A 25,576-nucleotide genomic window follows, 5' to 3' on the forward strand; every position below is an offset into this window, starting at 1 on the left:
GTTCAGCTGATGCAGAGCAGGTTGAGCACGCACAGCCCCGACGGATCGGTCGAGGACGTGGAGGAACCCGACCCCGACGTCTGGGAGTTGCCGGAACTCGTGCTCGAACTCGTGCCGGTGCCCGACCCCGTGGTGGTCCCCGACGTGCCCGTGGTGGTGGTCGTCGAGCTGTCGGTCGACGTGGACGAAGGCGTCTGCACCGTCGTCCCGGCGGACGTGCCGGCCGAGCCCGCGTCGGCCGATGTCGACGTCGAGAGCGTGGACCCCGAGCGGGACTGCGACTGCGAGGCGGTCGTCGCCGTGGGCGTGGGAGCGGTGACGGAGTCGGTGTGGACCGACGAACCGTTCGCGGTGGACACGGAGTCCGTCGTGCGCCGGTGCTTGCCGGTCGTCGTCGCGGGCGTGTCCGTGGTGGACCGGTGCGTCCCGGCCGTGGTCGAGGCCGGGAGGACGTCGTCCGAAGTGGGCAGTTCCGACCCGCCCATGGCCCGGTTGTCCGGCGAAGTGGCCGCCTGGGTACGGGTGTTGGCGCCCTGGTGCATCGCGGAGACGGTCAGGCCGCCACCGACGAGGGCGACCGCGGTCGCGACCACGGCCTTGCGCTGGTTCTTCTTCCAGCGGGCCCGCTGGCGCCGCCGTGCCGCCCGGCCCTCCGTGACCACCGGCGCGTCCGCCACGTCCTCGGACGGGAGACCGGTCTCGGCGGCCGGCTCCTCGTGGAGACCCGCTTCGTGCCAGGTGGGTGCTTCGTCCCAGGCCGTTGCCGCCGTGCCCGTCGTCGCGTAGACGTGGGCGGGGGGAGCGATGTCGGGGGCGTAGGCGCCGCATCCGGGACACGCCAGGGCGCCGTTGAGATGCCGACGGCACGAGGAGCAGTAGTCCATCTGGTCTTCCTGAGTCGACTGCACCATCGGCCCGATGGCCGTGGCCGGTCTCGTTCGCACGGGGGATCGAGCCGAGGTAAAAGTAGCGACGCTTTCGAAAGGCGGTGTGCAGCCTGTGTGATGCTCCTGCGCAGATGTCAGAGGGGTGCCGTGGGCGCGAAGGCCTTACGTCACATTCGCGCCCTGGTGTCCGTCGTGCGGCCCCCTCGTCCCGGGGGTCCGCTCAGGCCCCGTGCCCCACGTGCCGCGAAGTGAACCGTCACGTCCCCGACGAAGTCCCCGGTGCCCGTGCCGCCAACGCCTCCAGCAAAAGTTCCACCGCCTCCTCGAACGAGCTGTCCGCCATCCCCGGCAGCTCCCGGCGTACGGCGGTGAGCGCCGGGTACGTCCGCGGGTCAAGGTCCTGGTAGACGTCCCGCCAGGCCCGGTGATCGGCCTCGCGCTGCTGCCGGGGGAGTGCCTGGAACGCCGCGTCGGTGGCCGCGTGGCTCAGCACGGTGTCGATGAAGGCCAGGTACAGCCGGGCGGCGGCGGCCGGCTCGAAGCCCGCCGACAGCAGCAGCCCGATGCCCATGTCCACCGCCCGGATCTCGCTCCTGCGCCCGGTCACCCGGTGCGCGGCCAGCGCGGCGGCCCGCGGATGGGCGAGGTATCCCGCGCGGACCCGCAGGGCCATCTCGCGCAGCGACGCCACCCAGTCGTCCCCGGGCACGAAACCGTCCATCGCGTCGCCGATGATCCGGTCGGCGATGGCGAGGACCAGGTCGTCGGTGTCGTGGAAGTAGCGGTAGAGCGCGGTTGGATCACAGCCGAGCGCCGCACCGAGCCGCCGCACGCTCAGCGCCTCCGGGCCGTGCTCGCCGATCAGACGCAGCGCGGTCTGCACGATCAGGTCCTCGGACAGCAGGACTCCGGAACGGGTGGGGCGCCGGCGCCGGCGCTCCTGCGGGACACGGCTGGTCATGGGAAGGGCTCCTCACAAGGCCGGCGACCCGACCGGGTCGGCACGGTGACTCGACCGGGCCCGCACAGTGAACGGCCCCCGTCCCCCTTACGTCAACAGGGTTGACCGAATATGGACCGCGGCTGTTCCATCACCTCACCGCGCGGCTCTTCCCCCGTCTCCCGTCCCCGAGGAGCCCTCCATGTCGTCAGCACCGCCCGCGTCCGTTCCGCCCGGAACCGCCCTGCGCCGCTCCCTGGGTGTCGTCGACGGCGTAGCCCTCGCCGCCTCCAGCACCGCGGCCACCACCAGCATCGCCATCGGCATGGGCACGATCGCGACCATCGTCGGGCTCCAGGCCCCGGCCCTGCTGCTCCTGGCCTTCCTGCCGGTGCTGGGCATCGCCACCGCCTACGCCCGCCTGAACCGCTCCGAACCGAACATGGGCAACGGCTACGTCTGGGTCGGCAGATCCCTCGGCCCCTGGCCCGGCTTCCTGACCGGCTGGGTCACGCTGGTCGGCTCGGTCATCTTCTGCGCCTACACCAGCGCGATCATGGGCTCCGTCGTCCTGATCCTCGCCAACAAGGCGGGACTGCACAGCGTCGCCGGCATCGCGCTCGACCCGACGTCCACCGGCGTCACCACCGGCGTCGGCCTGGTGATCCTCGTCGGCCTCACCGTCCTCGCCGTCACCGGCATCCGGGCCGCCACCCGCTTCCAGTTCGCCCTCCTGGTCTTCGAGTACGCGGTCCTGCTGGCCTTCTGCGGCTGGGCCCTGATCACCGGCGACCACGCCTTCTCGCTGTCCTGGTTCAACCCCTTCGAGATCTCCAGCGGCAAGACCTTCGCCCAGGGCATGGTGCTCGCGGTGTTCTTCTTCTGGGGCTGGGACGCCGCCTTCAGCGTCAACGAGGAGACGAAGAGCCCGGGCGAGGCGGCCCGCGGCGGCCTCATCGCCCTGTTCGCGATGCTCGGCCTGTTCCTCTTCGCCTCGGTCGCCTTCCAGCGGGAGATGAGCCTCGCCGAACTCGTCACGAACGGCCCCCAGGCACTCCCGTACCTCGGCGAGAAACTCGCCGCCGAACCCTGGGCCACCCTGCCCGTGGTCGCGCTGATGTTCTCCGCCGTCGCCTCCGTGCAGGCCACCCTCATCCCCACCGCGCGCGGCCTGTTCGCCATGAGCCGCGACCGCACCATGGGACCGCTGTGGACCCGCATCCACCCGCGCTACGGCACCCCCGCCGCCGGCACCGCCGTCGTCATGGCCATCGCCGGAGTGATCGCCGTACTCGCCGTCGCCATCCCCAAGCTCAGCGACATGCTGCTGGCCGCCGTCAACGCCATCGGCCTGATCGTCGCCCTCTACTACGGCCTCACCGCGCTCGCCTGCGCCGTCCGCTTCCGCGCCGCCCGCCACGAAGGCGCCCGGGAGGCGCTGCTGGCCGTCGCCGTGCCCGCCGTGTCCGGCCTGATCCTGCTGGGCCTCGGCGGCTACCTCGGATACTCGTACCTGACGATGAGCGACCACTTCGCCCTCAGCCCGGACAACGGCTGGTTCATGTTCTCGCTGCCCGCCGTGATCGTCCTCGCCGGCCTCGGCATGGCCGCCGTCGCCAAGTACGCCCGGCACTCCCCGTACTTCACCACCGGGCGCGGCACCGACGCCGACGCCCTGACCCTCCCGATGGACCGTACGGCGGTCTGACCTTGCCCTGACCTCGGACCCCTGACCCCGGACCCTGGAGCCCACCCCCATGTCACACACCGCGGACCTCGTCCTCACCGGCGGTCCCGTGCACACCGTCGATCCCGCCCGCAGCCGCGCCACCTCGGTGGCCGTGCGCGACGGGCGGATCGCCGCCGTCGGCCACGACGAGGTGCGCGACCTGATCGGCCCGCGCACCGAAGTCGTCGACCTGGCGGGCAAGTTGCTGCTGCCCGGCTTCCAGGACGCGCACGTCCACCCGCAGGGCGCGGGCCTCGAACTCGGCCTGTGCCACCTCGCCGACACCGTCGACCCCGCCGCATACCTGCGCAGGATCAGGGAGTACGCCGACCGGCACCCGGACGTCGAGTGGATCACCGGCGGCGGCTGGTCCCTGGAGGCGTTCCCCGGCGGCGCCCCCACCGCCGCGGCACTCGACGCGATCGTCCCCGACCGCCCCGTCTTCCTGCCCAACCGCGACCACCACGGCGCCTGGGTCAACAGCCGCGCCCTGGAACGCGCCGGTATCGACGCCCGCACCCCCGACCCGGCCGACGGCCGCATCGAACGCGACGCCGACGGCAACCCCACCGGCATGCTCCAGGAGGGCGCCGTCCACCTCGTGGGCAGGCTGGTGCCCGACCCCACACCGGAGGACCAACTCGCGGCGCTGCTGCGGGCGCAGGCCGTGCTCCACTCGTACGGCGTCACCGCCTGGCAGGACGCCATCGTGGGCGCCTACGCCAACATGACCGACCCGGCGCCCAGTTACACGGCCGCCCTCGACCGGGGCCTGCTCACCGCCCGGGTCGTCGGCGCCCTGTGGTGGGACCGCGAGCGCGGCGCCGAGCAGATCCCCGAACTCGTCGCCCGCCGCGAGGAGTTGCACCGGGACCGGTTCCGGGCGAGCACCGTCAAGGTCATGCAGGACGGCATCGCCGAGAACCACACCGCGGCGATGCTCACCCCCTACCTGACCGGCTGCGGCTGCGCCTCCGACAACAGCGGCATCAGCTTCGTCGCACCGGACGAACTGAAGAAGTACGTCACCGAACTCGACGCGTCCGGCTTCCAGGTCCACTTCCACGCGCTCGGCGACCGCGCGGTGCGCGAGGCCCTCGACGCCGTCGAGTCCGCCCGCACCGCCAACGGACGGCGGGACACCCGGCACCACCTGGCGCACCTCCAGGTCGTCCACCCGCACGACATCCCCCGGTTCCGCGCCCTGGGCGCGAGCGCCAACCTCCAGATGCTGTGGGCCGCCCACGAACCGCAGATGGACGAACTGACCCTGCCCTTCCTGGGCGCGGAACGCGGCGCCCGCCAGTACCCGTTCGGGGACCTGCTGCGGGCCGGCGTCACCCTGGCCGCCGGCAGCGACTGGCCGGTCAGCAGCCCCGACCCCCTCCAGGCCATCCACGTCGCCGTCAACCGGATCACCCCCGGCGCCCCCGAGGGCACCCCGGAGTTCCTCCCCGGACAGCGCCTCGACCTGGGCACCGCGCTCGCCGCGTACACCGCGGGCAGCGCCCACGTGAACCACCTCGACGACATCTCCGGCAGCATCACCGTCGGAAAGTCGGCCGATCTCGTCGTACTCGACCGGGATCCGTTCGCGGGCCCGCCCGAGGAGATCGCCGCGACCCGGGTCCTCCAGACCTTCGTCGAGGGCCGGCGGGTGCATACGGCCGACGACGCCTGAGCCACCCGACGGCCGTACGGGGCGGCTGATTCGGATGTCGGTCGACGGGGCACAGGAGTAGCTGGTCCGGAACCCGTCGACCCGAGGAACGTCATGGCACCACACAGCCCCGCCCAGGTCCGCGGAGCGGCCCTGCTCGCCGATCCCCTCCTCAACAAGGGCACCGCCTTCACCCCCGACGAGCGCGCCGAGCTCGGCCTCGACGGACTGCTGCCACCGGCGACCGAGACCCTCGACGAACAGGCCGACCGGGCGTACGAGGCATTCCTCGGCTACGACAAACCGCTCAACCGGCACATCTACCTGCGCCAGCTCCAGGACACCAACGAGGTGCTCTTCTACGGCCTGCTCACCCGGCACCTGGAGGAGATGCTGCCGGTCGTCTACACCCCGACCGTCGGCGAGGCGTGCCGTCGCTTCAGCGAGATCTACCGCAGGCCCCGCGGCCTGTTCCTGACCTACGAGGACCGGCACCGCTTCCGGGAGATCCTGCGCAACCGGCCGGGCGGCGAGGTCGACGTCATCGTGGTCACCGACGGCCAGCGCATCCTGGGCCTCGGTGACCAGGGCGTCGGCGGCATGGGCATCCCGATCGGCAAGCTCAGCCTCTACACCGCCATCGGCGGCATCCACCCCGCCCGCACCCTGCCGATCCTCCTCGACGTCGGCACCGACAACGAACAGCTGCTGGCCGGCGAGCACTACCTCGGCCGCCGTCAGCACCGCGTCACCGGCGACGCGTACGACGAGATGATCGAGGCGTTCGTCTCCGCCGTGGAGGCCGAGCTCCCCGGGACCCTGCTCCAGTGGGAGGACTTCGCGACCGCCCACGCCCGCCCGATCCTCACCCGCTACCAGGACCGCCTGCTCACCTTCAACGACGACATCCAGGGCACCGCGGCCGTGGCGCTGGGCGCGCTGTCGACCGCCACGAAGGTCGCCGGATCGTCCCTGACCGACCACCGGATCGTGGTCCTGGGCGCGGGTTCGGCCGCCGTCGGCGTCGCCGACATGATCCGTACCGCACTGGTCGAGGAGGGCCTGTCCGAGCAGGAGGCGGCCGACCGGTTCTGGTTCGTCGACATCGACGGCCTCCTGGTGCGCTCCCGCACCGACCTCACACCGGAGCAGCGGGTCTACGCGCGCGACGACGAAGAGGTACGGCAGTGGAGCGCGCGCGACCTTGCGGGCGTGGTCGGCGAGGTGAAGCCGACGGTGCTGATCGGGCTGTCGACCGCCCACGGCGCCTTCACCGAGGAGATCGTGCGGACCATGGCCGGCTCCTGCGACCGGCCGGTGATCCTGCCGCTGTCGAACCCCACCTCGAACGCCGAGGCCGACCCCGCCGATCTCGCCCGCTGGACCGACGGCCGCGCCCTGATCGCCGCCGGTTCGCCCTTCCCGCCGCTGAAGGTCGAGGGCCGCGAGGTGCCGGTCGCCCAGGCCAACAACGTCTACGTCTTCCCCGCCGTCGGTCTCGCGGTGACCGCGAGCCGGGCCACCCGGGTGACCGACCGCATGATGGTCGCGGCGGCCCGGGCCCTGGGCGAGACCGCGGTCCGGGCGGGCACCGACGGGGCGACCCCGCTGCTGCCACCGCTCGCGAGCATGCGGGACGCGGCCCGGGACATCGCGCTCGCCGTGGCCCGGACGGCCGTCGAGGACGGGGTCGCCCCCGAGGCCACGGAGGCGGAGCTGCGCGAGGCGGTCGCGGCGACCCAGTGGACACCGCGGTACGCGTCCTGAGTCCTGGCCTGCAGGGACACGCCCGCCGCCGGGGCCTCGCGGCCTGTGACAGTATCGGCGGCGGGCGCGGGGCCGCCCGCGGGGGTCGAGGGCAGAGGACGAGTGACATGGACCGGCCGCCAGGCATGATGGACGTGGCCCGGGAGGCCGGCGTCTCGCACATCACCGTCTCCCGTGTCATCAACGGCCACCCGTCGGTCCGCCCCGAGACCCGCACTCGGGTCGAGGCGGCCATCCAGAAGCTGGGCTACCGCCGCAACAGCGTCGCCCGGGCCCTCAAGAGCCGCCGCTCCTCGACGATCGGTGTGGTGATCGTCGGGTCCGAGCTGTTCGAGCTGCCGCGCATCCTCCTCGGCGTGGAGACGGCCGCCAAGACGGCGGGCTACTGGGTGAGCCTGGCCAGTCGGCAGGGCGAGAGCACCAGCGCCGACCTCGTCGAGACGCTGCGCCGGCTCACCGACCAGTCGGTGGAGGCGATCGCCGTCGTCACCGACCGGCCCGGCGCGGTGGAGGCCCTGTCCGGCCTCTCCTTCGAGGTGCCGGTGGCCGTGGTGATGTCCGGCAGCGTGCCCAATCCCGACCTCAGCTTCGTCGAGGTCGACCAGGAACTCGGCGCCCGGCTCGCCGTCCGCCACCTCCTCGGCCTCGGGCACCGGGACATCGCCCACCTGACCGGCGCGCTGCGCACCTTCGACGCGCGGGCCCGCGTCGAGGGCTGGCGGGCCGAACTCGACGCCGCGGGAGCCGAAGGAGCCCTGCTGGAAGGCGACTTCACCGCCGAGAGCGGCTTCCGCCTGGCTCACCGGCTCTGCGACGCCGACGCCGGACCGCCCACCGCGGTCTTCGCCGGGAACGACCTGATGGCCATGGGCGTACTGGCGGCCTTCGCCGAGCGGGGCGTCAGGGTGCCCCAGGACGTCTCCCTCGTCGGCTTCGACGACATGAAGGGCGCCGACTATCTGGTGCCCGCCCTCACCACGGTCCGCCAGGACTTCGCCCACCTCGGCCGCAGCGCCATCGAGCAACTGGTGCGGATGCTGGGCGGGGAGGGCGCGGAACGCCGGAGCATCACCCCGGAACTCGTCGTACGGCAGAGCACCGCCGCGCCTCGCACGCACTCCTGAGCTTCCGGTTCCCTGCCTCAGCCGTCGTTCCCGGCGTCTCCGGGGGCGTACTCGAACCACCGCACCCGAGCCACCCCCTCGCCCGTGCCCGAGGTGCCGTACAGGCCGAGGTGGACGCCCACGAATCCACCGGCCCGTTCCGTGCTGAAGAAGGGCCGTTCGACGCTGCCCACGGTCGTCCGGAAGCCGTCCTCGACGTGGAAGGTGTAGGCGGACTCGTCGCTGTCCACGGCGAGGACGACCTCGCTGCCGGTGACCGGCACGGCCCCGAGGCGGGTGGCGGTCCCCGCCTCCACAGCGGTCAGGACGACCCGCAGCGTGCCGTCGGAGTCGACGGTGAGGGCCAGCGTGGCGTGCCGGCGGTCGTTCTGGAAGACGACCAGCCCCGTTTCCTGGCCCGGCGCGGGGGCGGTCAGGCGGACACGGGTGGCGGCCCGCATCCGCAGGTGCTGCTGAGGGCGCGCGATGAAGGCCGGCGTCCCGGTCGAGGTGAGGGGTTCGGGGGAGAGGCGGATCGTCAGGCCGCCCTCCGCGGGGTCGGGTGACACGAGGTGGTCGACCGGTCCGCGCAGGCTGTTCCACTCCGGCCCGAGCGAGCCGCCGGCGAAGTCGTCCCGCACCGGCCCGTCGGGGGCCCGGGGCCCGTCCGGGACCGCGGGTGCCGAGGCGAGCCCCGCGGGCCGCCGCTCCGACAGACCGACCCGGCCCGTCTCCGGCGCGAACACCGGGCCCCTGTCGGTCCATTCGACCGGGACGAGGAACACCTCGCGGCCCAGGGTGTGGGTGCCGTCGGTCGGTCGTATGCCCAGGGCCACCGCCCAGGTCTCCCCGGCGGGTGTGTCGACGAGGTCGACATGGCCGACGTTGTGGATCGGTTCGGCCGCGCCGCGGTGGCGGTGGGTGAGCAACGGGCTTCTGGGGTCGGTGGTGTAGGGGCCGGTGACGGAGTCGGCGCGGGCCGCGGTGACGGCGTGATGGTGTTCGGTGCCGCCCTCCGCCGCGATCAGGTGATACACCCCGTCCCGCTTGTACAGGTGCGGTGCCTCCACCCAGGCACCCCGCAGCGCGCCGTACCACAGAGCGTGCACCGGGCCCGTCAACTCCAGTGTTGCCAGGTCGAGTTCGCGCAGCCACAGCTCGCCGGGGCCCGTCACCTCCGGCTCGGCGGCGTCGCGGCAGGCGGTGAACCAGCAGCGGCCGTCGTCGTCGAAGAACAGCGACGGGTCGATGCCCTCGGCGTCCAGGGCGACCGGGTCGGACCAGGGTCCGGCCGGATCGGAGGCCGTGAAGAGGTACGTGGTGCTGCCCCGGCGGCCTCTCGCCAGGGTCACGACCACGTAGAAGGTGCCCTGGTGATGGCGGATGGTGGCGGCCCACAGGCCGTCCGAGACGTCCAGCCCGGTCAGCGACACCTGCGAGGGGCGGTCGACGACATGGCCGAGCGGCCTCCAGTCCACCAGGTCGCGGCTGTGGTGGACAGGGAGGCCGGGGTAGTACGCGAACGACGACGTGACCAGGTAGAAGTCCTCCCCGACCCGGCAGACCGAGGGGTCCGGACGACTGCCGGCGAGGACGGGGTTGGAGAAGGTCGGCACGGGGCGCACTCCGAGGTGGGCGGGGGTGGGAGCGGGATTCTTCGGGGCGAGACCTTGACAGCTTGTTAACGTTAACATCACCGTGGATCCCGGCCGCACTCCCCGCATCCTCCGAAGGAAACCCGCATGCCGACAGCCCAGTCCCCGTCCTTCCCCGCGCACTTCCTTCTCGGCTCCGCGACCGCCGCCTACCAGATCGAGGGCGCCGCCGACGAGGACGGCCGCGGTCCCTCCATCTGGGACACCTACTCCCACACACCGGGCAAGACCTGGAACGGCGACACCGGTGACGTGGCCGCCGACCACTACCACCGCATCGAGGCCGACCTCGACCTCATGGCCTCCCTGGGGCTGCGGGCCTACCGGTTCTCCGTCTCCTGGCCGCGCATCCAGCCCACCGGCCGCGGCCCGGCCAACCCCAAGGGGCTGGACTTCTACAGTCGGTTGGTCGACGGCCTGCTCGAACGGGACATCCTTCCCGTCGCGACCCTCTACCACTGGGACCTGCCCCAGGCCCTCGAGGACGAGGGCGGCTGGACGAACCGCGCCACCGCGCACGCCTTCGCCGACTACGCCCGTCTCGTCGGCGAAGCCCTCGGCGACCGCGTCGCCGTCTGGACCACGCTGAACGAGCCGTGGTGCTCCGCCTACCTCGGCTACGGTTCCGGCGCCCACGCCCCCGGCCGCACCGACGGCGCCGCGGCGCTCACCGCGGTCCACCATCTCAACCTCGCCCACGGGCTGGCGGTCGAACAGCTCAGGGAGGTCACCACCAACGATCCGCAGTACTCGATCACCCTCAACTTCCATGTCCTGCGCGGCGAGGGCGACGGCGCCGAGGAGGCCGTACGCCGTATCGACGCCCTCGCCAACCGCGCCTTCACCGAGCCCCTGCTGCGCGGCCACTACCCGCAGGACCTCATCGAGGACACCGCCGACGTCACCGACTGGGCCTTCGTGCGGGACGGCGACCTCGACCGGATCCACCAGCCCCTGGACCTGCTCGGCGTCAACTACTACGCCACCACGAGGGTCCGGCTGTGGAACGGGATGACGGACCGTCAGAACAACGACGGCCACAAGGACATGGGCGGTTCTCCCTGGCCCGGCTCGCCCCAGGTCGAGTTCGTCGCGCAGGAGGGCCCGCACACCGCCATGGGGTGGAACATCGACCCCGACGGGCTCGAAGAACTGCTCCTGGACCTGCACACCCGCTTCCCGGACCAGCCCCTCGTCATCACCGAGAACGGCGCGGCCTTCGAGGACCACGTCACCGTCGGACCCGACGGCACCCACACCGTCCACGACCCCGAGCGGGTCGACTACCTCCACCGCCACCTCACCGCGGCCCACCGGGCCCTGACCGCCGGCGTCGATCTGCGCGGGTACTTCGTGTGGTCGCTGATGGACAACTTCGAGTGGGGGTACGGCTACTCGAAGCGCTTCGGCATCGTCCACATCGACTACGACACCCAGCGCCGCACCCTCAAGGACAGCGCCCTGTGGTACCGGGAACTGGCGACGACGGGAACCATTCCGCCGATCGGCGGGTGAGCAGCCGACCTCGTGGATGATGTGGAGTCCCGTGTCTCACCCGCGGACTTCGCGGTGCTGGTCCAGCTGACGGACACCCCCGAGGGGCGTCGCCGGTACCAGGATCTCGCCCGCGCGCTGGAGTGGGAGAAGAGCAGGATGTCCCACCACATCGCACGGATGGCGGGCCGGGGACTCGTGGTGCGGGAGGAGTGCGCCGAGGACGCGCGCGGCGCGTTCGTGGTGATCACGGACGCAGGCCGCGCGGCCATCGAGGCGGCCGCCCCACGGCATGTCGAGGCGGTGCGTGAACTCTTCCTCGACCATGTCACCCCCGCCGAACTGCGGGTCCTGGCGGAGATCTCCGAACGAGTCGTCGGAAAGCTGGACGAGTCCTGATCCGGGCGCGTGACGACTGGCAGACCGCCGTTCTCACGGGTGCGGAATAGCCGGCCGAGGGGCCGTGTTGCGAGGGGGTGGTTGATGCGTCAACAAAAGAAGGGGTGAGTGCGATGCAGTTCGGCATCTTCACCGTCGGCGACGTGGCCACCGACCCGAGCACCGGTCGTACACCGAGCGAGCACGAGCGGATCAAGGCCATGGTCGCGATCGCGCTGAAGGCCGAGGAGGTCGGACTCGACGTCTTCGCGACCGGGGAGCACCACAACCGGCCCTTCGTGCCCTCGTCGCCGACGACCCTGCTCGCCCACGTCGCCGCGCGCACCGAGCGGATCGTCCTCTCGACCTCCACCACCCTCATCACCACGAACGACCCGGTGAAGATCGCCGAGGACTACGCGATGCTTCAGCACCTGGCCGACGGGCGCGTGGACCTGATGATGGGCCGCGGGAACACCGGACCGGTGTATCCGTGGTTCGGCAAGGACATCCGCGACGGCATCGACCTCGCTGTCGAGAACTACGCCCTGCTGCGCCGGCTGTGGCGCGAGGACGTCGTGAACTGGGAGGGGACGTTCCGCACCCCGTTGCAGGGGTTCACCTCCACGCCCCGCCCGCTGGACGGCGTCCCGCCCTTCGTGTGGCACGGCTCCATCCGCTCCCCGGAGATCGCCGAGCAGGCCGCGTACTACGGCGACGGGTTCTTCCACAACAACATCTTCTGGCCGAAGGAGCACACCGGGAAGCTGATCGACTTGTACCGGCAGCGGTACGCGCACTACGGCCACGGCACCCCCGAACAGGCGATCGTCGGCCTCGGCGGTCAGGTCTACATGCGCCAAAACTCCCAGGACGCGGTACGGGAGTTCCGCCCGGTCTTCGACCACTCACCGGTGATGGGAGGCGGGCTTCCGATGGAGGAGTACATGGAGCAGACCCCGCTGACCGTCGGCACGCCCGATCAGGTCATCGAGAAGACGCTCGGCTTCCGCGAGTACGCCGGCGACTACCAGCGCCAGCTGTTCGTGGTGGACGGCGGGGGGATCCCGCTGAAGACCGCGCTGGAGCAGATCGACCTGCTCGGCGAGGAGGTCGTACCGGTGCTGCGCAAGGAGTTCGCGGCCCGGCGCCCGGCGGACGTCCCGCAGGCTCCCACCCACGCGTCCCTGCTGGCCGCCCGCGAGGCCGAGCGCACACAGGACGCCGAACCCGCGGTCTGACGGCCGTACGACAGAGCTCTCGCTGAGGAAGGAACCATGACCGACAACTTCAACGCCTACCCGGCGACCGGCGGAGTCGCGCCCGACCGCTGGGCCAGCGCGCTGCACCTGTTCGACAACGGCCCCGGCGGGCCGCGCGAGGAGAGCACCGCCGAGCGCTGGGAGCGGGCCCGGCTGCTGTTCGGCGCGCGGGACTACAGCGCCGCCGCGAAGCTGCTCGCCACCGTGGTCGAGGAGGCCCCGGAGCAGACCGGCCCGCGCCTGCTCCTGGCCCGCGCGTACTACCACTCGGCCCAACTCCGGCGCGCCGAGGAGCAGTTGCGGGTGATCGTCGAGCGTGATCCGGTGGAGCACTACGCCCACCTGATGCTGGGCCGCACCCTGCAACGTCAGGGACGCCAGGACGAGGCGGCGCCCTGGCTGCGCATGGCGGATGCCTTCGCGGGAGAGTTCCCGGACGACGAGTGAGCGACGCGGGCGGCGACGAGCCCGCCGCTCACCCGGCGGCCCGCAGGGTCAGGCGGGCTGCCACAGTTCGATCCGGTTGCCCTCGGGATCGGTGACCCAGCCGAAGCGGCCCACGCCCTCCATGTCCTGGGTCGCCTCGGCCACGTCCGCCCCCTGGGCGCGCAGCTGCGCGAGCATCGCGTCCAGGTCGCGGACCCGGAAGTTGAGCATGGTCTGCTGGGTGCGCGACCCGAAGTAGTCGGTCCCGGCCTCGAACGCCGCGAACACGGTGGGCCCGGCTTCCGGACGCCACAGACCGTGCTCGTCGGCCTCCAGGCCGAGGCAGTCGCGGTACCAGGCGCTCAGGGCCGTCGGGTCGGTGGCCCGCAGGAAGTATCCGCCGATTCCAAGCACACGTTCCATGACGCCATCCTGCCAGGACGGCGACCGGGCGGGCCGGAACCGCGGGGCAGGTCTCGCGGCGACCCAGTGGGCTGCCGGGAGACCTGCCCCGCGGGACGACTCAGGCGGTCATGGCGTCGCGGACGAGGGCGGTGTCCACGAACTGTTCGAAGCGGACGATGAGTCCGCCGCGGACGACGAAGTGGTGGGCGACGCGGACGTCGATCGGCTTGCCGGTGGCCTTGTTGGTGGCGGTGTAGCGGGCCAGGACGACGACGTTCTCGCCGTCGGCGACGTAGGTGTCGTCGTGGGCGGTCCAGCCGTCCCAGTCCTTTCCGAGTTGTTCCATGACGTGGGCGGTGACGCCGTCGGGGGTGCGGTAGGTGCCGGCCAGGGGGAAGCCGGCCATCTCGGTCCACTCGACGTCGGGGGCGAGGGTGGCGCGCAGGGCGTCCAGGTCGCCGGCGGCGGAGGCCAGGTACTGGCGGCGGACGACGTCGGCGGGGGCGGTGGAGGTGGCGAAGGGGGTGTCGGTCATGGTCAGCCCCACTTCATCTCGCCCTTGGCGACCTTCGCGCCGATCTGGGCGGCGATGAGCATGCCGTTGCCCGGATAGCGGGCCACCAGCGCCTCGGTGAGCGCGGCGCCGTCGGCGGCCTTGCCCAGCTCCTCCTCGAAGGTGATCAGGTACTCGCGGGTGGCGGTGATGGCGGAGGCGTCGGCGGCGGTGTCGGGCAGGCGGTGGCCGGGGACGACCAGGTGCGGGTCGAGGGCGGCCATTTCGTCGAGCAGGTTGATCCAGGTGGTGCGGGATTCGGGGGTGGGGGTGTCGGCGACCCAGACGTGTTCCTGCTGGAAGAGCAGGACGCCGCCGAGGAGGGCGCGGTGTTCGGCCTGCCACAGGTAGTGGCGGTCGGGCAGGCCGGCCGGGCCGCCCTTGAGCTGGAAGGTGTGGCCCTCCAGGGTGATGTCACCGTCCAGCGGTGTCAGGTCTACCAGGCGGGTGGGCAGGTTCGGGCCGAGCGCGGCCCAGGCCTTGAGCTTGCCCTCGTAGGAGTGGGCGATGTGCTCGATGACGATCGGGGTGGCGACGAAGACGGCCTCAGGGAAGGCGTCGGCGATCACCTCGGCGCCGAAGTAGAAGTCCGGGTCGCCGTGGGAGACGAACACGGTGGTGAGTGTCTTGCCGGAGTCGAGGATCTCGGCGACCAGACGGTGCCCGTCGGCGCGAGTGAACCCCGCGTCCACCAGCAGCGCCTCCCGCTCACCGGTGACCAGGGTCGCGGTCTTGTTCTTGCTGCCGGCCGGGAAGTCCAGGTCGAGGACCTTGAAGTCGAGGGTGCTCATGACGGTCTCCTAGTTGTCGGAAGGGGAGGTGAGGGAGGCCGCGAAGGCCTTGAGACGCCGGTCCACCTCGTCGGCGGTGCCGTGGCCCAGGGCCAGCGGGACGACGTGCTCGCCGTCGACGGCCAGGAGGGTGGGGAAGCCGGTGACACCGAGTTCGGCCGCACGGTGGAAGTCGTCCGCCGCCGCGAGGGACGCCTCGGGATCCTGGAACGCGGCGACCACGGCGTCGGCGTCCAGTCCGGCCGACTCCGCGAGCTTGCGGTAGGTGGCGGGCTCGGACAGGCTCAGTCCGTCGGCGTAGAAGGAGTGCTGGAGGGCCGTGGCCAGTTCCACCGCGCGGTCGGGGGCCACCCGGCGCAGGGCGGCGACACCGCGGGCGGCGGCCTCGGAGTCCATCACGAACGAGCCGTCGGCGATCAGCCGCTCGTAGCCCTCGCCGAAGGCGGCGCCGGTCCGCTCGGCGATCTGGGCGTTGGCGCCCTGTACATGGCCGAACTCCCGGATCGGCACGGCGCGCGGGCCGGTGAACAGACCGCCGGAGACGACCTCGACCGGTAGCTCGGGGTGCCGGGAGACGATCTCGCGCAAGGTGGCCGAGAAACCGTGGGACCAGCCGCAGTAGGCGTCGAAGACGTAGACGAGCTTCATCGGGGGACCTCGGGGAACGTGGCGCCCACCTGGTGCGGGCACTCACACGGAGAACATTATCTGACTCGTCAGATATTTCCACGCGGGTGGGTCCATCGGTGTGACGCACGTCGCGGGATGGTGCTCAGGGCAGCTGAGGCAGGGAGTCCCGGGCCGCGTGACTGAGGATGCGCAGGTCCTCCGCGAAGCGTTCCCGGTGGGCCGCGGGCAGGGGCTCCAGGAAGTACCGCTTGATGTTCTCGACGTGGAGGCGGGAAGCGCGTACGGCGGTCTCCTCACCCAGCGGGGTCAGGCGCACCAGGCGTCCGCGCCGGTCGTGGGGGTCCGTGACGCGCCGCACCAGCCCCGCCGCCTCCATCCGGTCCACCAGCCGGGTCGCCCCGCCCGTGCTGAGCACCTGTTCCTGGCCGATCGCCCGCATCGACAGCCCCGGCTCGCCCGCGCGGCCCAGGATCAGCAGCACCTCGTACATCAGGTGGCTGATCCCGCACTCCTCCTCTATCCGACGGCCCAGGATGTACTCCAGCCGGTTCGCGGCGCCCTGCAGCCGCCCGAACGCCAGGACCAGCTCGTCGTCCGCCGCCTGCTTCGCGGTCGTGATCTCCTGCTGAGCGTTCTGCTCGCCCACGGCACCTCCGTATGTTCCCAGAGGCGGAACCTATCGTGCCCGGCGCGCGAGCGCGGCTCGGCGGGGTCCTGCCCCGGGAGCGGCTCACGAGGAGCGGTGCATCAGTACGGTGGCCTCGGCGGGCGCGTCGATTCCGAGGGTGTCGGATCCGAGGACCGGTCGGAAACCGACTCCGCGCACCGCCTGGATGCGGAGCGCACCGCCGAGCTTGTGGCGCAGGGTGGTCACATGGGTGTCCAGGGTCTTCGTCGGACCGAACCAGTTGCTGTCCCAGACCGACGCCATGATGGCCTCCCTGGTCACCAGGGTGTCGAGCCGCTCGGTGAGGAAGGCGAGCAGGGCGAACTCCTTCGGGCTCAGGGGCACTTCGACATCGTCCAGGAAGGCGCGGTGGGCCCGCCGGTCGACGGACAGCCGCCCGTAGGTGTCCCGGTGCGGGAGGTGGCGACAGGCCGGTCCGGTCGGGCCCCTGCGCAGGACCGCGCGCATCCGGGCGATCAGCTCACGGGTGAGGAACGGCTTCACGAGGTAGTCGTCCGCGCCCAGTTCGAGACCCACGACCTTCTCCGTCTCGCTGCCCCGTCCGCTGAGGATCACGATCGGCACGTCACCGCGGGCGCGCAGCTCCCGGCACACGTCCAGACCGTCGATGTCCGGCAGTCCGAGGTCGAGCAGCACGAAGTCGGTCACCGGTGCCGCGAGCGCGTCGCGCCCGGTCGCGACCCACGTCACGCGATAGCCGTAGCGCGCCAGACCGCGCCGTAGGGAATCCGCCACGAACCGGTCGTCCTCGACGAGGAGTACGTGCACTGTCTTCTCCTGGGGGGTGCACCAAAGGGCCTTGGGGGGACCCGAAACCCAAGGTAGAGGCGCGGTCCGCGGTTTCCCTCGGCCGAAGGGCCGAACCCGCCGGGTGCGAGTGATACGGCCGCAGTAGGCGCCCTACTCCCCGGCGACGGCCGTGGTCGTGCCGGGGTGTGTCACGCGTTCGTTCCCAGGGCCAACTCGTCCAGTACGGCCACCAGGTCGCGCCGGGCGTCGGCGGGCAGGCCGCGCAGGGGCAGCGGCAGGTTCGGCTCGGTGGCGAGGCCCAGGTGCGCGGCCGCCGCCGACATCACGCGCAGACCGCCGTAGCGGCGGAAGAACCCCCACAGCGGCTCCAGTTGCGCCGACCGGGCCACGGCCCCCTCGGCGTCACCGCTCTGCGCGGCCCGGGTGAGGGCGAGCGCGGTGCGGGGGAACAGGCCGCCGGTGACCGAGTACCACGTGTCGCACCCGGCGTTCAGGCCACCGGCCGCCGCCCAGTCCCCGCTCACGCCGATGGCCACGGACCCGGGGATCCGGGCCCGCAGCGCCTCGACGCGTTGCCGGGCCGCGGCCGGGTCGTCCGGGACCGGCGGGATCTTGATCGCGGCGACCTGCGGCAACGCGGCGATACGGCCGTGGAGTTCGTCGGTGAACCGGACATGCGTGGTGGCCGGGTTGTCGTACACGCACAGGGGGACCGAGAGCTCGCGGGTGACCTGTTCGTACAGGCCGAACACCTCGTCGTCGGTGAGGGACTGGTAGGTCATCGGGGCGAGCAGGACCGCCGAGACGCCCGCCCGCTGGGCGTCCTCGGCCAGGGCCAGCACCTGGGACGTGCGCAGCGCGCCGATGCCCGCCATGACCGGCACCCCGTCGGCGGCCTCGACGGCGATCCGCACGGCCGCCGCGCGCTGTTCGCGGGACAGATAGGCGTAGTTGCCCGTCGACCCCAGCGCGCCGATCGAATCGACCCCGGCCTCGGCGAGGCGCGAGACGAGGCGGGCGTACGCCTTCTCGTCGATGCCCGACTCGTCGGACGGGGTGAGCGGGAAGGCGCTGAGGCCGGTGAACAGCACGGGAAGTCCCTTTCGTCGGGGCGCGGTTGTCCGTCGGGCACCGCGGTGCGCAGGCCGGACTACTCGGTGCCGAGCCAGAGGTCCGGGCCGAAGACCTCGTAGTGGACGGAGTGCGCGGGAAGGCCACGGTAGAGCAGGTCCCCGCGCACCGCGCGCATGAAGGGCAGCGGACCGCACAGGTACGCGGTCACACCGACGGGCAGGTCGAGCGCACCGACGTCGGCGCGGCCGGCCGAGGCGTCGGGCGCGCTCCCGTCCAACTCCTCGTACCACAGGTGCAGTCGGGCGTTCGGGAGCGCCTCGACGAGCCGGCGCTGCTCCTCGCGGTGGGGGTGGTCCGCCGGGGTGCGGTCGGCGTGCACGACGAGCACCGGGCGGGTGGGGTCCTGGGCCGCAAGGTGGTGGAGCATGGACAGCATCGGGGTGACGCCGATCCCGGCGGAGGCCAGGAGCAACGGGCCGTCCCCCGCGGGCAGTACGAGATCGCCGAACGGCGCGGAGACGGTGAGCGCGTCACCGGGGCGGGCGTGCTCGTGCAGCCAGGAGGACACCTCGCCCGCCGGATCCGCACCGGCCCGGACGCGCTTGACGGTGATGCGCCAGTACGGGTCCCGCGGGGCGCCGGAGAGGCTGTACTGGCGTATCTGCCGGGCGCCGTCGGGCAGTTGGACCTGGACGCTGACGTACTGCCCGGGACGGAAGGCCCCGGTCGGGGTGCCGTCGGTGCGGCGCAGGAGGAAGGACACGGTGTCGGAGGTCTCCTCGCGCCGCTCGACGATCTCCATCGGCCGCCAGGTCCCGCCCTCCGCACCGCCGGACTCCTGGTAGAGCCGGGTCTCCAGGGCGATCAGGGCGTTGGCCATCAGCCAGTACACCTCGTCCCAGGCCGCCGCCACGGCCGGGGTGACCGCGTCGCCGAGGACCTCGACGATCGCCGCGAAGAGGTGCTGGTGGACGAGTTTGTACTGGTCGGAGGTGATGCCGAGCGAGGCGTGCTTGTGGGCGATCCGGGCCAGCATCGCGTCCGGCCGGGACTCGGGGTGCTCGACCAGCAGGCCCGCGAAGGCCGCGATCGAGCCCGCGAGCGCCTTCTGCTGCTCCCCGTTGGCCTGGTTGCCGCGGTTGAACAGGTCGCGCAGCAGCTCGGGCCGGTCCTTGAAGAGCCGGGTGTAGAACGCCTCGGCGATCTCGCCGATGGCGGCGCCGACGACGGGCAGGGTGGCGCGGACGACCGGGGTGGACTGCTCGGACAGCATGACTCTCCCTAAGTGGTAAATGATCTTCGCATTTAAAGCCGTGGCGGAAGGGCTTCACGGGCGGTGCCGGTTACTCGGGGCGGCGGCCCGAGAGGCCGACCAGGACGGGGCCGGTGGGGGACCGCACCAGGTCGGTCACCGTGAGCGGGTCGAGCGTGGCGTAGAAGGCCTCCTGTGCGTCGCGCAGCGCACGGCGCAACAGGCAGGCCGCGCGCAGGGGGCAGGGGGAGTCGCCCTCGCAGGCGACGACCTCCTCCTCACCCTCCAGCTCCCGCACCAGCCAGCCGACCGAGGCGTGCCGGCCCGGCTCGGTCAGGCCCAGCCCGCCACCGCGGCCCCGGCGGGTCTCCAGTACTCCCAGATGCTGGAGCCGGCTGATCGCCTTCGCCATGTGGGCGGCGGGCACGCCCATGTCCTGCGCCACCTCCCGGGTGGTCAGGGGCTCGTCCCGCTCGGAGACGGCCAGGCGCATCACGGCACGCAGGGCCAGGTCGGTGAACTTGGTCAGCCTCACGCGAGGACGCTATCAAATACGCATGGGAAATACGTATTTACTGGAGGTGCTGTCGATAGGGTGTGCGTCACACCGGCGCGCGCTCGTCCAACAGCCCCTCACCGCGCAGGTCGTCCCACACCTGAGCCGGAATGTCCGCTGCGAACGCCGCCAGGTTGCCGCGCACCTCGTCCGCCGTGCGCATGCCGATGACGATGCCCGCGACCGCCGGGTGGCGCAGCGGGAACGCCATCGCCAGCTCCGGCAGCGTCACGCCGTGGGCCTCGCAGACGTCGGCGATGCGATGCGCGCGCTCCACCAACTGCGGTGCGGCCGGCGCGTAGTCGAAGGTGGCGTCCTCGGCGGGGCGGGCCGTGGCGAGCAGGCCGGAGTTGAAGACCGACGCGGCGAGCACCGAGACGCCCCGCTCGGTGCAGGCGGGCAGGAGGTCGTCGAGGGCGCTGTGGTCGAGGAGCGTGTAGCGGCCGGACAGCATCACCACGTCGACATCCGACTCCCTGACCAGCCGGGTCAGCTTGCCGGGGTGGTACATCCCGGCGCCGATCGCGCCCACCACGCCCTGGGCGCGCAGCTCGGCGAGAGCCGGGTACCCGTCGCGCAGCGCGTCCTCGAAACGCTCCTCCGCGTCGTGCAGGAACAGCACGTCGATCCGGTCGACGCCCATCCGCTCCAGCGAGTCCGCCACGCTGCGCAGCACACCGTCCCGGGTGAAGTCCCAGACCCTGCGGTGGGTGGCGGGCACCGCGAAGCTCTCGTCCGTACGGCCCGCCGGGTCCTGGGGGACCAGTAGCCGGCCGACCTTGGTCGACAGGGTGAACTCCTCGCGGGGCCGGTCCCGCAGCAGGGCACCGGTGCGGCGCTCGGAGTGCCCGATGCCGTAGTGCGGGGAGGTGTCAAAGTAGCGGATCCCGCCGTCCCAGGCCGCCTCCAGTGCGCCGGCCGCCGTCTCGTCGTCCAGCGGTGCGAAGAGTCCGCCGAGCGGGCCGCCACCGAAGCCCAGTTCGGTGACGTGCACCTCGGTCCTCCCGAGCCGGTTCCGCTTCATCCGGGTCCTCCCTCGTGCCGCCGACGCCACACGATCATCCTGCCGTCACAAGTGCCGCCGCACCAAGGGCATTTACCGGCCCCTGCTCATGCACACCGGCGCCGGCCCGGGGCGCGGCGCACCCGCGCCCCGGTATGCCGAGGTGTCTCAGGGCCGCCTCCGGTGGGTCGGCCGGTCGTCCCACGCCTCGTAACTGCGGCCGGCGGCGTCCTGGAGGCGGGGGTCGGCGAAGGCGGCCAGGGCCAGGGTGTCGGGGTCGGGGGCCGCCCCGGGCGCCCGGTAGGTGATCGTGTCGGGCAGCATCGCCAGCGCGGTGGTGCCCTGGCCCTCGTCGCCCGGGCGCAGCTGCACCCGGACCCCGTGCCGGTCGGCCAGGCGGCCCACCACGTACAGGCCCATGCGCTGCGAGATCGCCACGTCCACGGTGGGCGGGTCGGCCAGGTGGTGGTTGATGTCGGCCAGGTCCTCGGGCGGCAGCCCGATGCCCCGGTCGTGGATCTCGACCATGATCCGCCCGTCGGGCAGCCGCGCCGCGGTGACCCGGACGCTCGAGTGCGGCGAGGAGAACGTCGTGGCGTTCTCCAGGAGTTCGGCCAGCAGGTGCACCAGGTCGGTCACGGCCCGGCCGTGGATCTCGGCCTCCGGGACGCCCGACAGCTCCACGCGCTCGTACTGCTCGACCTCGGAGGCCGCGGCGCGGATCACGTCGACCAGGGGCAGCGGCTGGTTCCACTGCTGGGCGGGGGTCTCGCCGCCGAGCACGAGGAGGTTCTCGCCGTTGCGTCGGACCCGGGTGGCGAGGTGGTCCAGCTTGAAGAGGTTGGCCAGCTGGTCGGGGTCGGCCTCCTTGCCCTCCAGGCCCGTGATCAGGGCGAGTTGACGCTCGATCAGGGACTGGTTGCGGCGGGCCAGGTTGCTGAAGATCGTGTTGATGTTGGCGCGCAGCAGGGCCTGTTCGGCGGCCAGCCGGACGGCCTCGCGGTGCACGTGGTCGAAGGCGCGCGCGACCTCGCCGATCTCGTCCGTGGTGGTGATCGGGATCGGCGCCACCTGGGAGTCGACCCGGCCGGGGATGGCCCGGGTGAGCTGGGTGAGCAGCGCGGGGAGCCGCTGCTCGGCGATCTCGTGGGCCGAGGCGCTCAGCCGGCGCATGCTGGTGCTCATCGTCCGGGCCACCCAGGCGGCGAGCAGGAAGGCGACCAGAACCGCGAACAGGACCAGCGCGGCATTGACGATGGCGTCGGTGCGGGCGTCGTCGGCGATGCTGTGGGCGTCCGCCAGGGCGCTGTCGGTGAGGTACACCTCGACGCTGCGGTACGCGTCGAAGCTGAGCGTGGAGGCGGCGAAGAAGGTCTCGGGCGTGATGCCCTGTGCGGCGAGCTGCTCCGCCGACTTGCCCGAGGCGATCTCGCTGGTCATCCGCTCCAGGCTCGGCGGGGCCACGAAGGTCCGTCCGGCCGCCTCGGCCTGACCCTGGGCCTTCGCGACCTGTTCCTTGCCTTGCGCCTCCGCGTCGGTCAGCGCCTTGCGCAGCCGGGTCATGTCACCGGCGGTGCCGGCACCGGCGTACTCCTGGAGCGCGACCTGCTCGAGATAGACGTACGAGCTGAACGAGCCCAGCTGGACCTGGAGTTCGCCCTGGGCGAGCTTGCTGCGGTCCTCGGTGAGCAGGTGGGTGCCGATCGCCCGGATCAGGGACTCGGCGGCCTGGGTGAGGGAGACCGCGTAGAGGGTGCGGCCGAAGCTGGCCTGGTTGGTGCTGCCGAAGCCGAGCTCGTTGGAGATCTCCATCAGCGGGTGCTGGACGGCGTGGTAGCTCTCCTCGGTCTGCACACCGGTCAGCCGGGGCGTGAAGGCGTTGGCGCGCACCGACGCGAGCTGCTTCTCGCCGACGCGGACCAGTTCGACCCGGCGCAGCAGCCCGGGGGTCTGCGGCATCCGCCGTACCGCCTCGTCGAACGCCTTCGCGTCCGCGTCGGTCACGGCCCGGGCCTTGGTGACCACGCTCGACGTCCGGTCGCCCTTGACCAGCGGGATGACCGACACATCGCGCTCGTTGATGGCGTCGCTGGCGTACTTGTTCGCGGCCCGGACCAGTTCCGCGACCCGGACCGCGTCGTCGGCGTCCTGCCAGGTGTCCACCGAGCGTTTGACGCGGATGCCGCCGAGGACCAGGGCGATGATCACCGGGATGAGGAGGATGGCCTGGAGTTTTCTCGCCACCCGCCAGTTGCGGGTCCCCAGGCCCAGACGGGCGGCGGACGGTGTCTTCGACAAGATGGCCTCACGGTTCTGATTCGCCTCGGGTCCTTCACTCTTAAACAACGTGGGGCCCCCGTGGAGTTGTTCAGATTGCGGAGTTTTTCGTCTGCTGTCACAGATTCCGCCGCTGTCCGGTCCTGTCTCCGAGGGTCCCGTCACCGCGGGACCCGGACAGGAGAGGGAGACAGAGATGAAGATCGTCGTCATCGGAGGCACCGGCCGCATCGGATCGCAGGTGGTGGACCTGCTCCGGGCGGGCGGCCACGAGGCCGTGGCGGCCGCGCCGAGCACGGGCGTCGACACGCTCACCGGGGAGGGGCTCGCGGACGTGCTCAAGGGGGCCGACGTGGTCGTGGACGTGGCGAACTCCCCGTCCTTCGAGAAGGACGCCGCCATCGACTTCTTCACGCGGGCGATGCGGAACCTCACGGCGGCGGAACGGGAGGCCGGGGTCCGCCACCATGTCGCGCTCTCCATCATCGGCGTCGACCAGGTGCCCGGGCTCGGCTACTACCTGGCCAAGGTCGCGCAGGAGGACGCGGTACGGGCGAGCGGGGTGCCCTTCACGATCGTGCGGGTGGCCCAGTTCTACGAGTTCGTCGCGCCCGTGATGGACCTGACCACCGAGGGCCGGGACGTGCACCTGCCGGCCACCCAGCTGCGCCCGATCGCCGCCGCGGACGTCGCCGCCGTGGTCGCCGAGGCGGCGCAGGGAGAGCCGGTGAACGGGCTGCGCCTGCTGGCCGGCCCCGAGATCCACCGCCTCGACCGGCTCGCCGAACTCACCCTCGCCGCGAAGCCGGACGGCCGCCGCGTCGTCACCGACGAGAGCGCCGGCATGTTCGCGGGCATCCCGGACGGCGTCCTCACCGGCGACGACACGGTCCCTACGGCGCCGACGCGCTACGAGGACTGGCTCGCAGGGAACTGACGGGGGCGGGGAGCGGGGGCCGGGCGGGAGCGGCAGGGAGGGGCTTGAGCTGGAAGGCGTGTGCCAGTGGGAGCCCCGGCCGCCGCAGCACCAGCCCCCGGCTCGGCTCACCCGCCGCCCAAGGCCAGCGCCCGCTCCCGCCCCGGCTCACCCGCCGCCCTAGACCAGCGCCCGCTCCCGCGCCTGGCTCGGCTCGCCCGCTGCCTCAGGCCAGCGCCAGCTCCCGCCCTCGGCTCGGCTCACCCGCCGCCCCAGGCCAGCGCCCCCCCGCGTCCGGCTCGGCTCACCCGACGCCCCGGATCAGCACCAGCTCCCGCCCCCGACCCCAGCTCACCCGCCGCCCCAGACCAGCGCCCCCCGCGCCCGGCTCGGCTCATCCCCGGCCCCAGGTCAGCGCCCGCCCCCCGCCCCCAGCTCAGCTCACCCCCCGCTCCCACCCCCCGCCCGCCCCGACGACCTCTCGTACGCCCGGAGTTTTTCCGGTGCCAGTACCCAGTACAGGCCGTCGATGCCGTCCGGGCCCACCGTCGCGCTCACCAGGCCGACGGTCTCGCCGTCCCTGCGGAGCAGCAGGCTGGGGAGGCCGTTGGCCTCGGCGAAGGTGAACTCGGCGCCGGGGAGGAACTTGTTGACGAACGCGCTGATCTTCGCCACGCGCCCGGCGCCCACGACCTCCAGCCGCGCCACGCCCCGCAGCCCGTTGCCGTCCGCGTAGGCGACGACGTCCGCGGACAGCACGCTCTCCAGCGCGGCCACGTCACCGTGCCGCGCCGCCGCGACGAAGGCGTGCAGGAGCCGCCGGTGCTCCGCCGCCTCGACCCGTTCACGGCGCTCCGCGGCCAGCCGTTTGCGGGCCCGGCTGACGATCTGCCGCACATTGGCCTGGCTGAGCTGGACGATGCCCGCGATCTCGTCGTACGGATAGGCGAACGCCTCCCGCAGCACATAGGCGGCCCGCTCCACCGGATTCAGCTTCTCCAGGACCAGCAGCACGGCCAGCTCCAGTGCCTCGCCGCGCTCCGCGCCGACCTGCGGGTCCACGCTCGTGTCCACGGGCTCCGGCAGCCACGGGCCGATGTACGCCTCGCGCCGCACCCGCGCCGACTGGGCCACGTTGATCGCCAGCCGGGTGGTGGTCCTGGCGAGGAAGGCCCCGGGATTCAGCACCCCGCCCCGGTCGGTGCCCTGCCACCGCAGCCACGCGTCCTGCACCACGTCCTCGGCCTCGGACACACTGCCCAGGATCCGGTAGGCGATCCCGAACAGCCGGGGCCGCAGCCGCTGGAACGCGTCGGCCTCCTCGTCGAGAGAACCGTCGGCCGGCGGTGAAGGCTTGTCCATGGGGCCGATGGTACGGCG

Annotated in this window: 24 protein-coding genes; 9 read left to right on the forward strand and 15 right to left on the reverse strand. The window is 72.2% G+C overall.

Annotated features, from left to right (window positions below; all coding sequences use genetic code 11):
* Positions 1-2 precede the first annotated feature (2 nt).
* Both AC2XR2_RS39755 and AC2XR2_RS39760 read right to left on the reverse strand, forming a co-directional pair.
* Entirely contained in the window at positions 3-911 is a 909-nt protein-coding gene (locus AC2XR2_RS39755; protein ID WP_491517771.1) for an SCO2400 family protein, read from the reverse strand.
* A gap of 232 nt (positions 912-1,143) precedes the next feature.
* On the reverse strand, positions 1,144-1,848 hold the full coding sequence (locus tag AC2XR2_RS39760; RefSeq protein ID WP_449352071.1) for a TetR/AcrR family transcriptional regulator: 705 nt from the start codon (positions 1,846-1,848) through the stop codon (positions 1,144-1,146).
* A 181-nt stretch (positions 1,849-2,029) separates the two neighbouring features.
* Between AC2XR2_RS39760 and AC2XR2_RS39765 the strand changes: the two genes are divergently transcribed.
* The 4 genes from AC2XR2_RS39765 to AC2XR2_RS39780 all read left to right on the forward strand — a co-directional run bounded on the left by AC2XR2_RS39765 (position 2,030) and on the right by AC2XR2_RS39780 (position 8,107).
* Complete coding sequence (locus AC2XR2_RS39765; RefSeq protein ID WP_491517772.1) at positions 2,030-3,535, forward strand: APC family permease; 1,506 nt, start codon at positions 2,030-2,032, stop codon at positions 3,533-3,535.
* A gap of 49 nt (positions 3,536-3,584) precedes the next feature.
* Entirely contained in the window at positions 3,585-5,237 is a 1,653-nt protein-coding gene (locus AC2XR2_RS39770; RefSeq protein ID WP_491517773.1) for an amidohydrolase, read from the forward strand.
* A gap of 93 nt (positions 5,238-5,330) precedes the next feature.
* On the forward strand, positions 5,331-6,983 hold the full coding sequence (locus AC2XR2_RS39775; RefSeq protein WP_491517774.1) for an NAD-dependent malic enzyme: 1,653 nt from the start codon (positions 5,331-5,333) through the stop codon (positions 6,981-6,983).
* Between the two features lie 107 nt (positions 6,984-7,090).
* On the forward strand, positions 7,091-8,107 hold the full coding sequence (locus AC2XR2_RS39780; RefSeq protein ID WP_491517775.1) for a LacI family DNA-binding transcriptional regulator: 1,017 nt from the start codon (positions 7,091-7,093) through the stop codon (positions 8,105-8,107).
* Between the two features lie 17 nt (positions 8,108-8,124).
* Here AC2XR2_RS39780 and AC2XR2_RS39785 read toward each other — a convergent pair whose 3' ends face one another.
* Positions 8,125-9,702 carry a glycoside hydrolase family 43 protein gene (locus tag AC2XR2_RS39785; RefSeq protein WP_491517776.1) on the reverse strand — a complete coding sequence of 526 codons (1,578 nt, stop codon included), beginning with the start codon at positions 9,700-9,702 and terminating at the stop codon, positions 8,125-8,127.
* 126 nt (positions 9,703-9,828) lie between these two features.
* Here AC2XR2_RS39785 and AC2XR2_RS39790 point away from each other — a divergent pair, with 126 nt between their 5' ends.
* The 4 genes from AC2XR2_RS39790 to AC2XR2_RS39805 all read left to right on the forward strand — a co-directional run bounded on the left by AC2XR2_RS39790 (position 9,829) and on the right by AC2XR2_RS39805 (position 13,322).
* Entirely contained in the window at positions 9,829-11,256 is a 1,428-nt protein-coding gene (locus AC2XR2_RS39790; protein WP_491517777.1) for a GH1 family beta-glucosidase, read from the forward strand.
* A gap of 12 nt (positions 11,257-11,268) precedes the next feature.
* A complete protein-coding gene (locus AC2XR2_RS39795; protein WP_491517778.1) occupies positions 11,269-11,634 on the forward strand; it encodes a MarR family winged helix-turn-helix transcriptional regulator in 366 nt (121 codons plus the stop codon).
* Positions 11,635-11,747: 113 nt separating this feature from the next.
* The gene (locus AC2XR2_RS39800; protein WP_491517779.1) at positions 11,748-12,854 is read left to right on the forward strand and encodes an LLM class flavin-dependent oxidoreductase; all 1,107 of its coding nucleotides are present in this window, start codon (positions 11,748-11,750) and stop codon (positions 12,852-12,854) included.
* Positions 12,855-12,890: 36 nt separating this feature from the next.
* Complete coding sequence (locus AC2XR2_RS39805) at positions 12,891-13,322, forward strand: tetratricopeptide repeat protein (RefSeq protein WP_491517780.1); 432 nt, start codon at positions 12,891-12,893, stop codon at positions 13,320-13,322.
* 48 nt (positions 13,323-13,370) lie between these two features.
* Here AC2XR2_RS39805 and AC2XR2_RS39810 read toward each other — a convergent pair whose 3' ends face one another.
* From AC2XR2_RS39810 to AC2XR2_RS39860, 11 genes are all read right to left on the reverse strand, one after another.
* Complete coding sequence (locus tag AC2XR2_RS39810; RefSeq protein ID WP_330262723.1) at positions 13,371-13,724, reverse strand: VOC family protein; 354 nt, start codon at positions 13,722-13,724, stop codon at positions 13,371-13,373.
* 100 nt (positions 13,725-13,824) lie between these two features.
* Positions 13,825-14,241, reverse strand: a complete 417-nt coding sequence (locus tag AC2XR2_RS39815) for a nuclear transport factor 2 family protein (protein ID WP_449352211.1) — start codon at positions 14,239-14,241, stop codon at positions 13,825-13,827.
* A 2-nt stretch (positions 14,242-14,243) separates the two neighbouring features.
* Positions 14,244-15,050, reverse strand: a complete 807-nt coding sequence (locus AC2XR2_RS39820; protein ID WP_491517781.1) for an MBL fold metallo-hydrolase — start codon at positions 15,048-15,050, stop codon at positions 14,244-14,246.
* 9 nt (positions 15,051-15,059) lie between these two features.
* Positions 15,060-15,698 carry a DsbA family protein gene (locus AC2XR2_RS39825; RefSeq protein WP_449352082.1) on the reverse strand — a complete coding sequence of 213 codons (639 nt, stop codon included), beginning with the start codon at positions 15,696-15,698 and terminating at the stop codon, positions 15,060-15,062.
* 124 nt (positions 15,699-15,822) lie between these two features.
* Complete coding sequence (locus AC2XR2_RS39830) at positions 15,823-16,326, reverse strand: MarR family winged helix-turn-helix transcriptional regulator (RefSeq protein WP_330262719.1); 504 nt, start codon at positions 16,324-16,326, stop codon at positions 15,823-15,825.
* Between the two features lie 84 nt (positions 16,327-16,410).
* Positions 16,411-17,136 (reverse strand): response regulator transcription factor, encoded by a 726-nt coding sequence (locus AC2XR2_RS39835; protein ID WP_381296953.1) that lies wholly within the window; start codon positions 17,134-17,136, stop codon positions 16,411-16,413.
* Between the two features lie 170 nt (positions 17,137-17,306).
* Positions 17,307-18,209: a dihydrodipicolinate synthase family protein gene (locus AC2XR2_RS39840; protein ID WP_491517782.1), complete on the reverse strand. Its 903-nt coding sequence runs from the start codon at positions 18,207-18,209 to the stop codon at positions 17,307-17,309.
* 59 nt (positions 18,210-18,268) lie between these two features.
* Positions 18,269-19,465, reverse strand: coding sequence for a globin domain-containing protein (locus tag AC2XR2_RS39845; RefSeq protein WP_491517783.1), 1,197 nt, complete (start codon positions 19,463-19,465; stop codon positions 18,269-18,271).
* Between the two features lie 70 nt (positions 19,466-19,535).
* Complete coding sequence (locus AC2XR2_RS39850; RefSeq protein ID WP_330262715.1) at positions 19,536-19,979, reverse strand: RrF2 family transcriptional regulator; 444 nt, start codon at positions 19,977-19,979, stop codon at positions 19,536-19,538.
* A 67-nt stretch (positions 19,980-20,046) separates the two neighbouring features.
* Positions 20,047-21,024 (reverse strand): aldo/keto reductase, encoded by a 978-nt coding sequence (locus AC2XR2_RS39855; protein WP_491517784.1) that lies wholly within the window; start codon positions 21,022-21,024, stop codon positions 20,047-20,049.
* Between the two features lie 147 nt (positions 21,025-21,171).
* Positions 21,172-23,301 carry a sensor histidine kinase gene (locus tag AC2XR2_RS39860; protein ID WP_491517785.1) on the reverse strand — a complete coding sequence of 710 codons (2,130 nt, stop codon included), beginning with the start codon at positions 23,299-23,301 and terminating at the stop codon, positions 21,172-21,174.
* Between the two features lie 175 nt (positions 23,302-23,476).
* Between AC2XR2_RS39860 and AC2XR2_RS39865 the strand changes: the two genes are divergently transcribed.
* The gene (locus tag AC2XR2_RS39865) at positions 23,477-24,217 is read left to right on the forward strand and encodes an SDR family oxidoreductase (protein ID WP_491517786.1); all 741 of its coding nucleotides are present in this window, start codon (positions 23,477-23,479) and stop codon (positions 24,215-24,217) included.
* 420 nt (positions 24,218-24,637) lie between these two features.
* Here AC2XR2_RS39865 and sigJ read toward each other — a convergent pair whose 3' ends face one another.
* Positions 24,638-25,558: an RNA polymerase sigma factor SigJ gene (sigJ, locus tag AC2XR2_RS39870; protein ID WP_381296941.1), complete on the reverse strand. Its 921-nt coding sequence runs from the start codon at positions 25,556-25,558 to the stop codon at positions 24,638-24,640.
* Between the last annotated feature and the right edge of the window lie 18 nt (positions 25,559-25,576).

It is taken from the genome of Streptomyces sp. LS-MS-L19 (genome assembly GCF_058382285.1).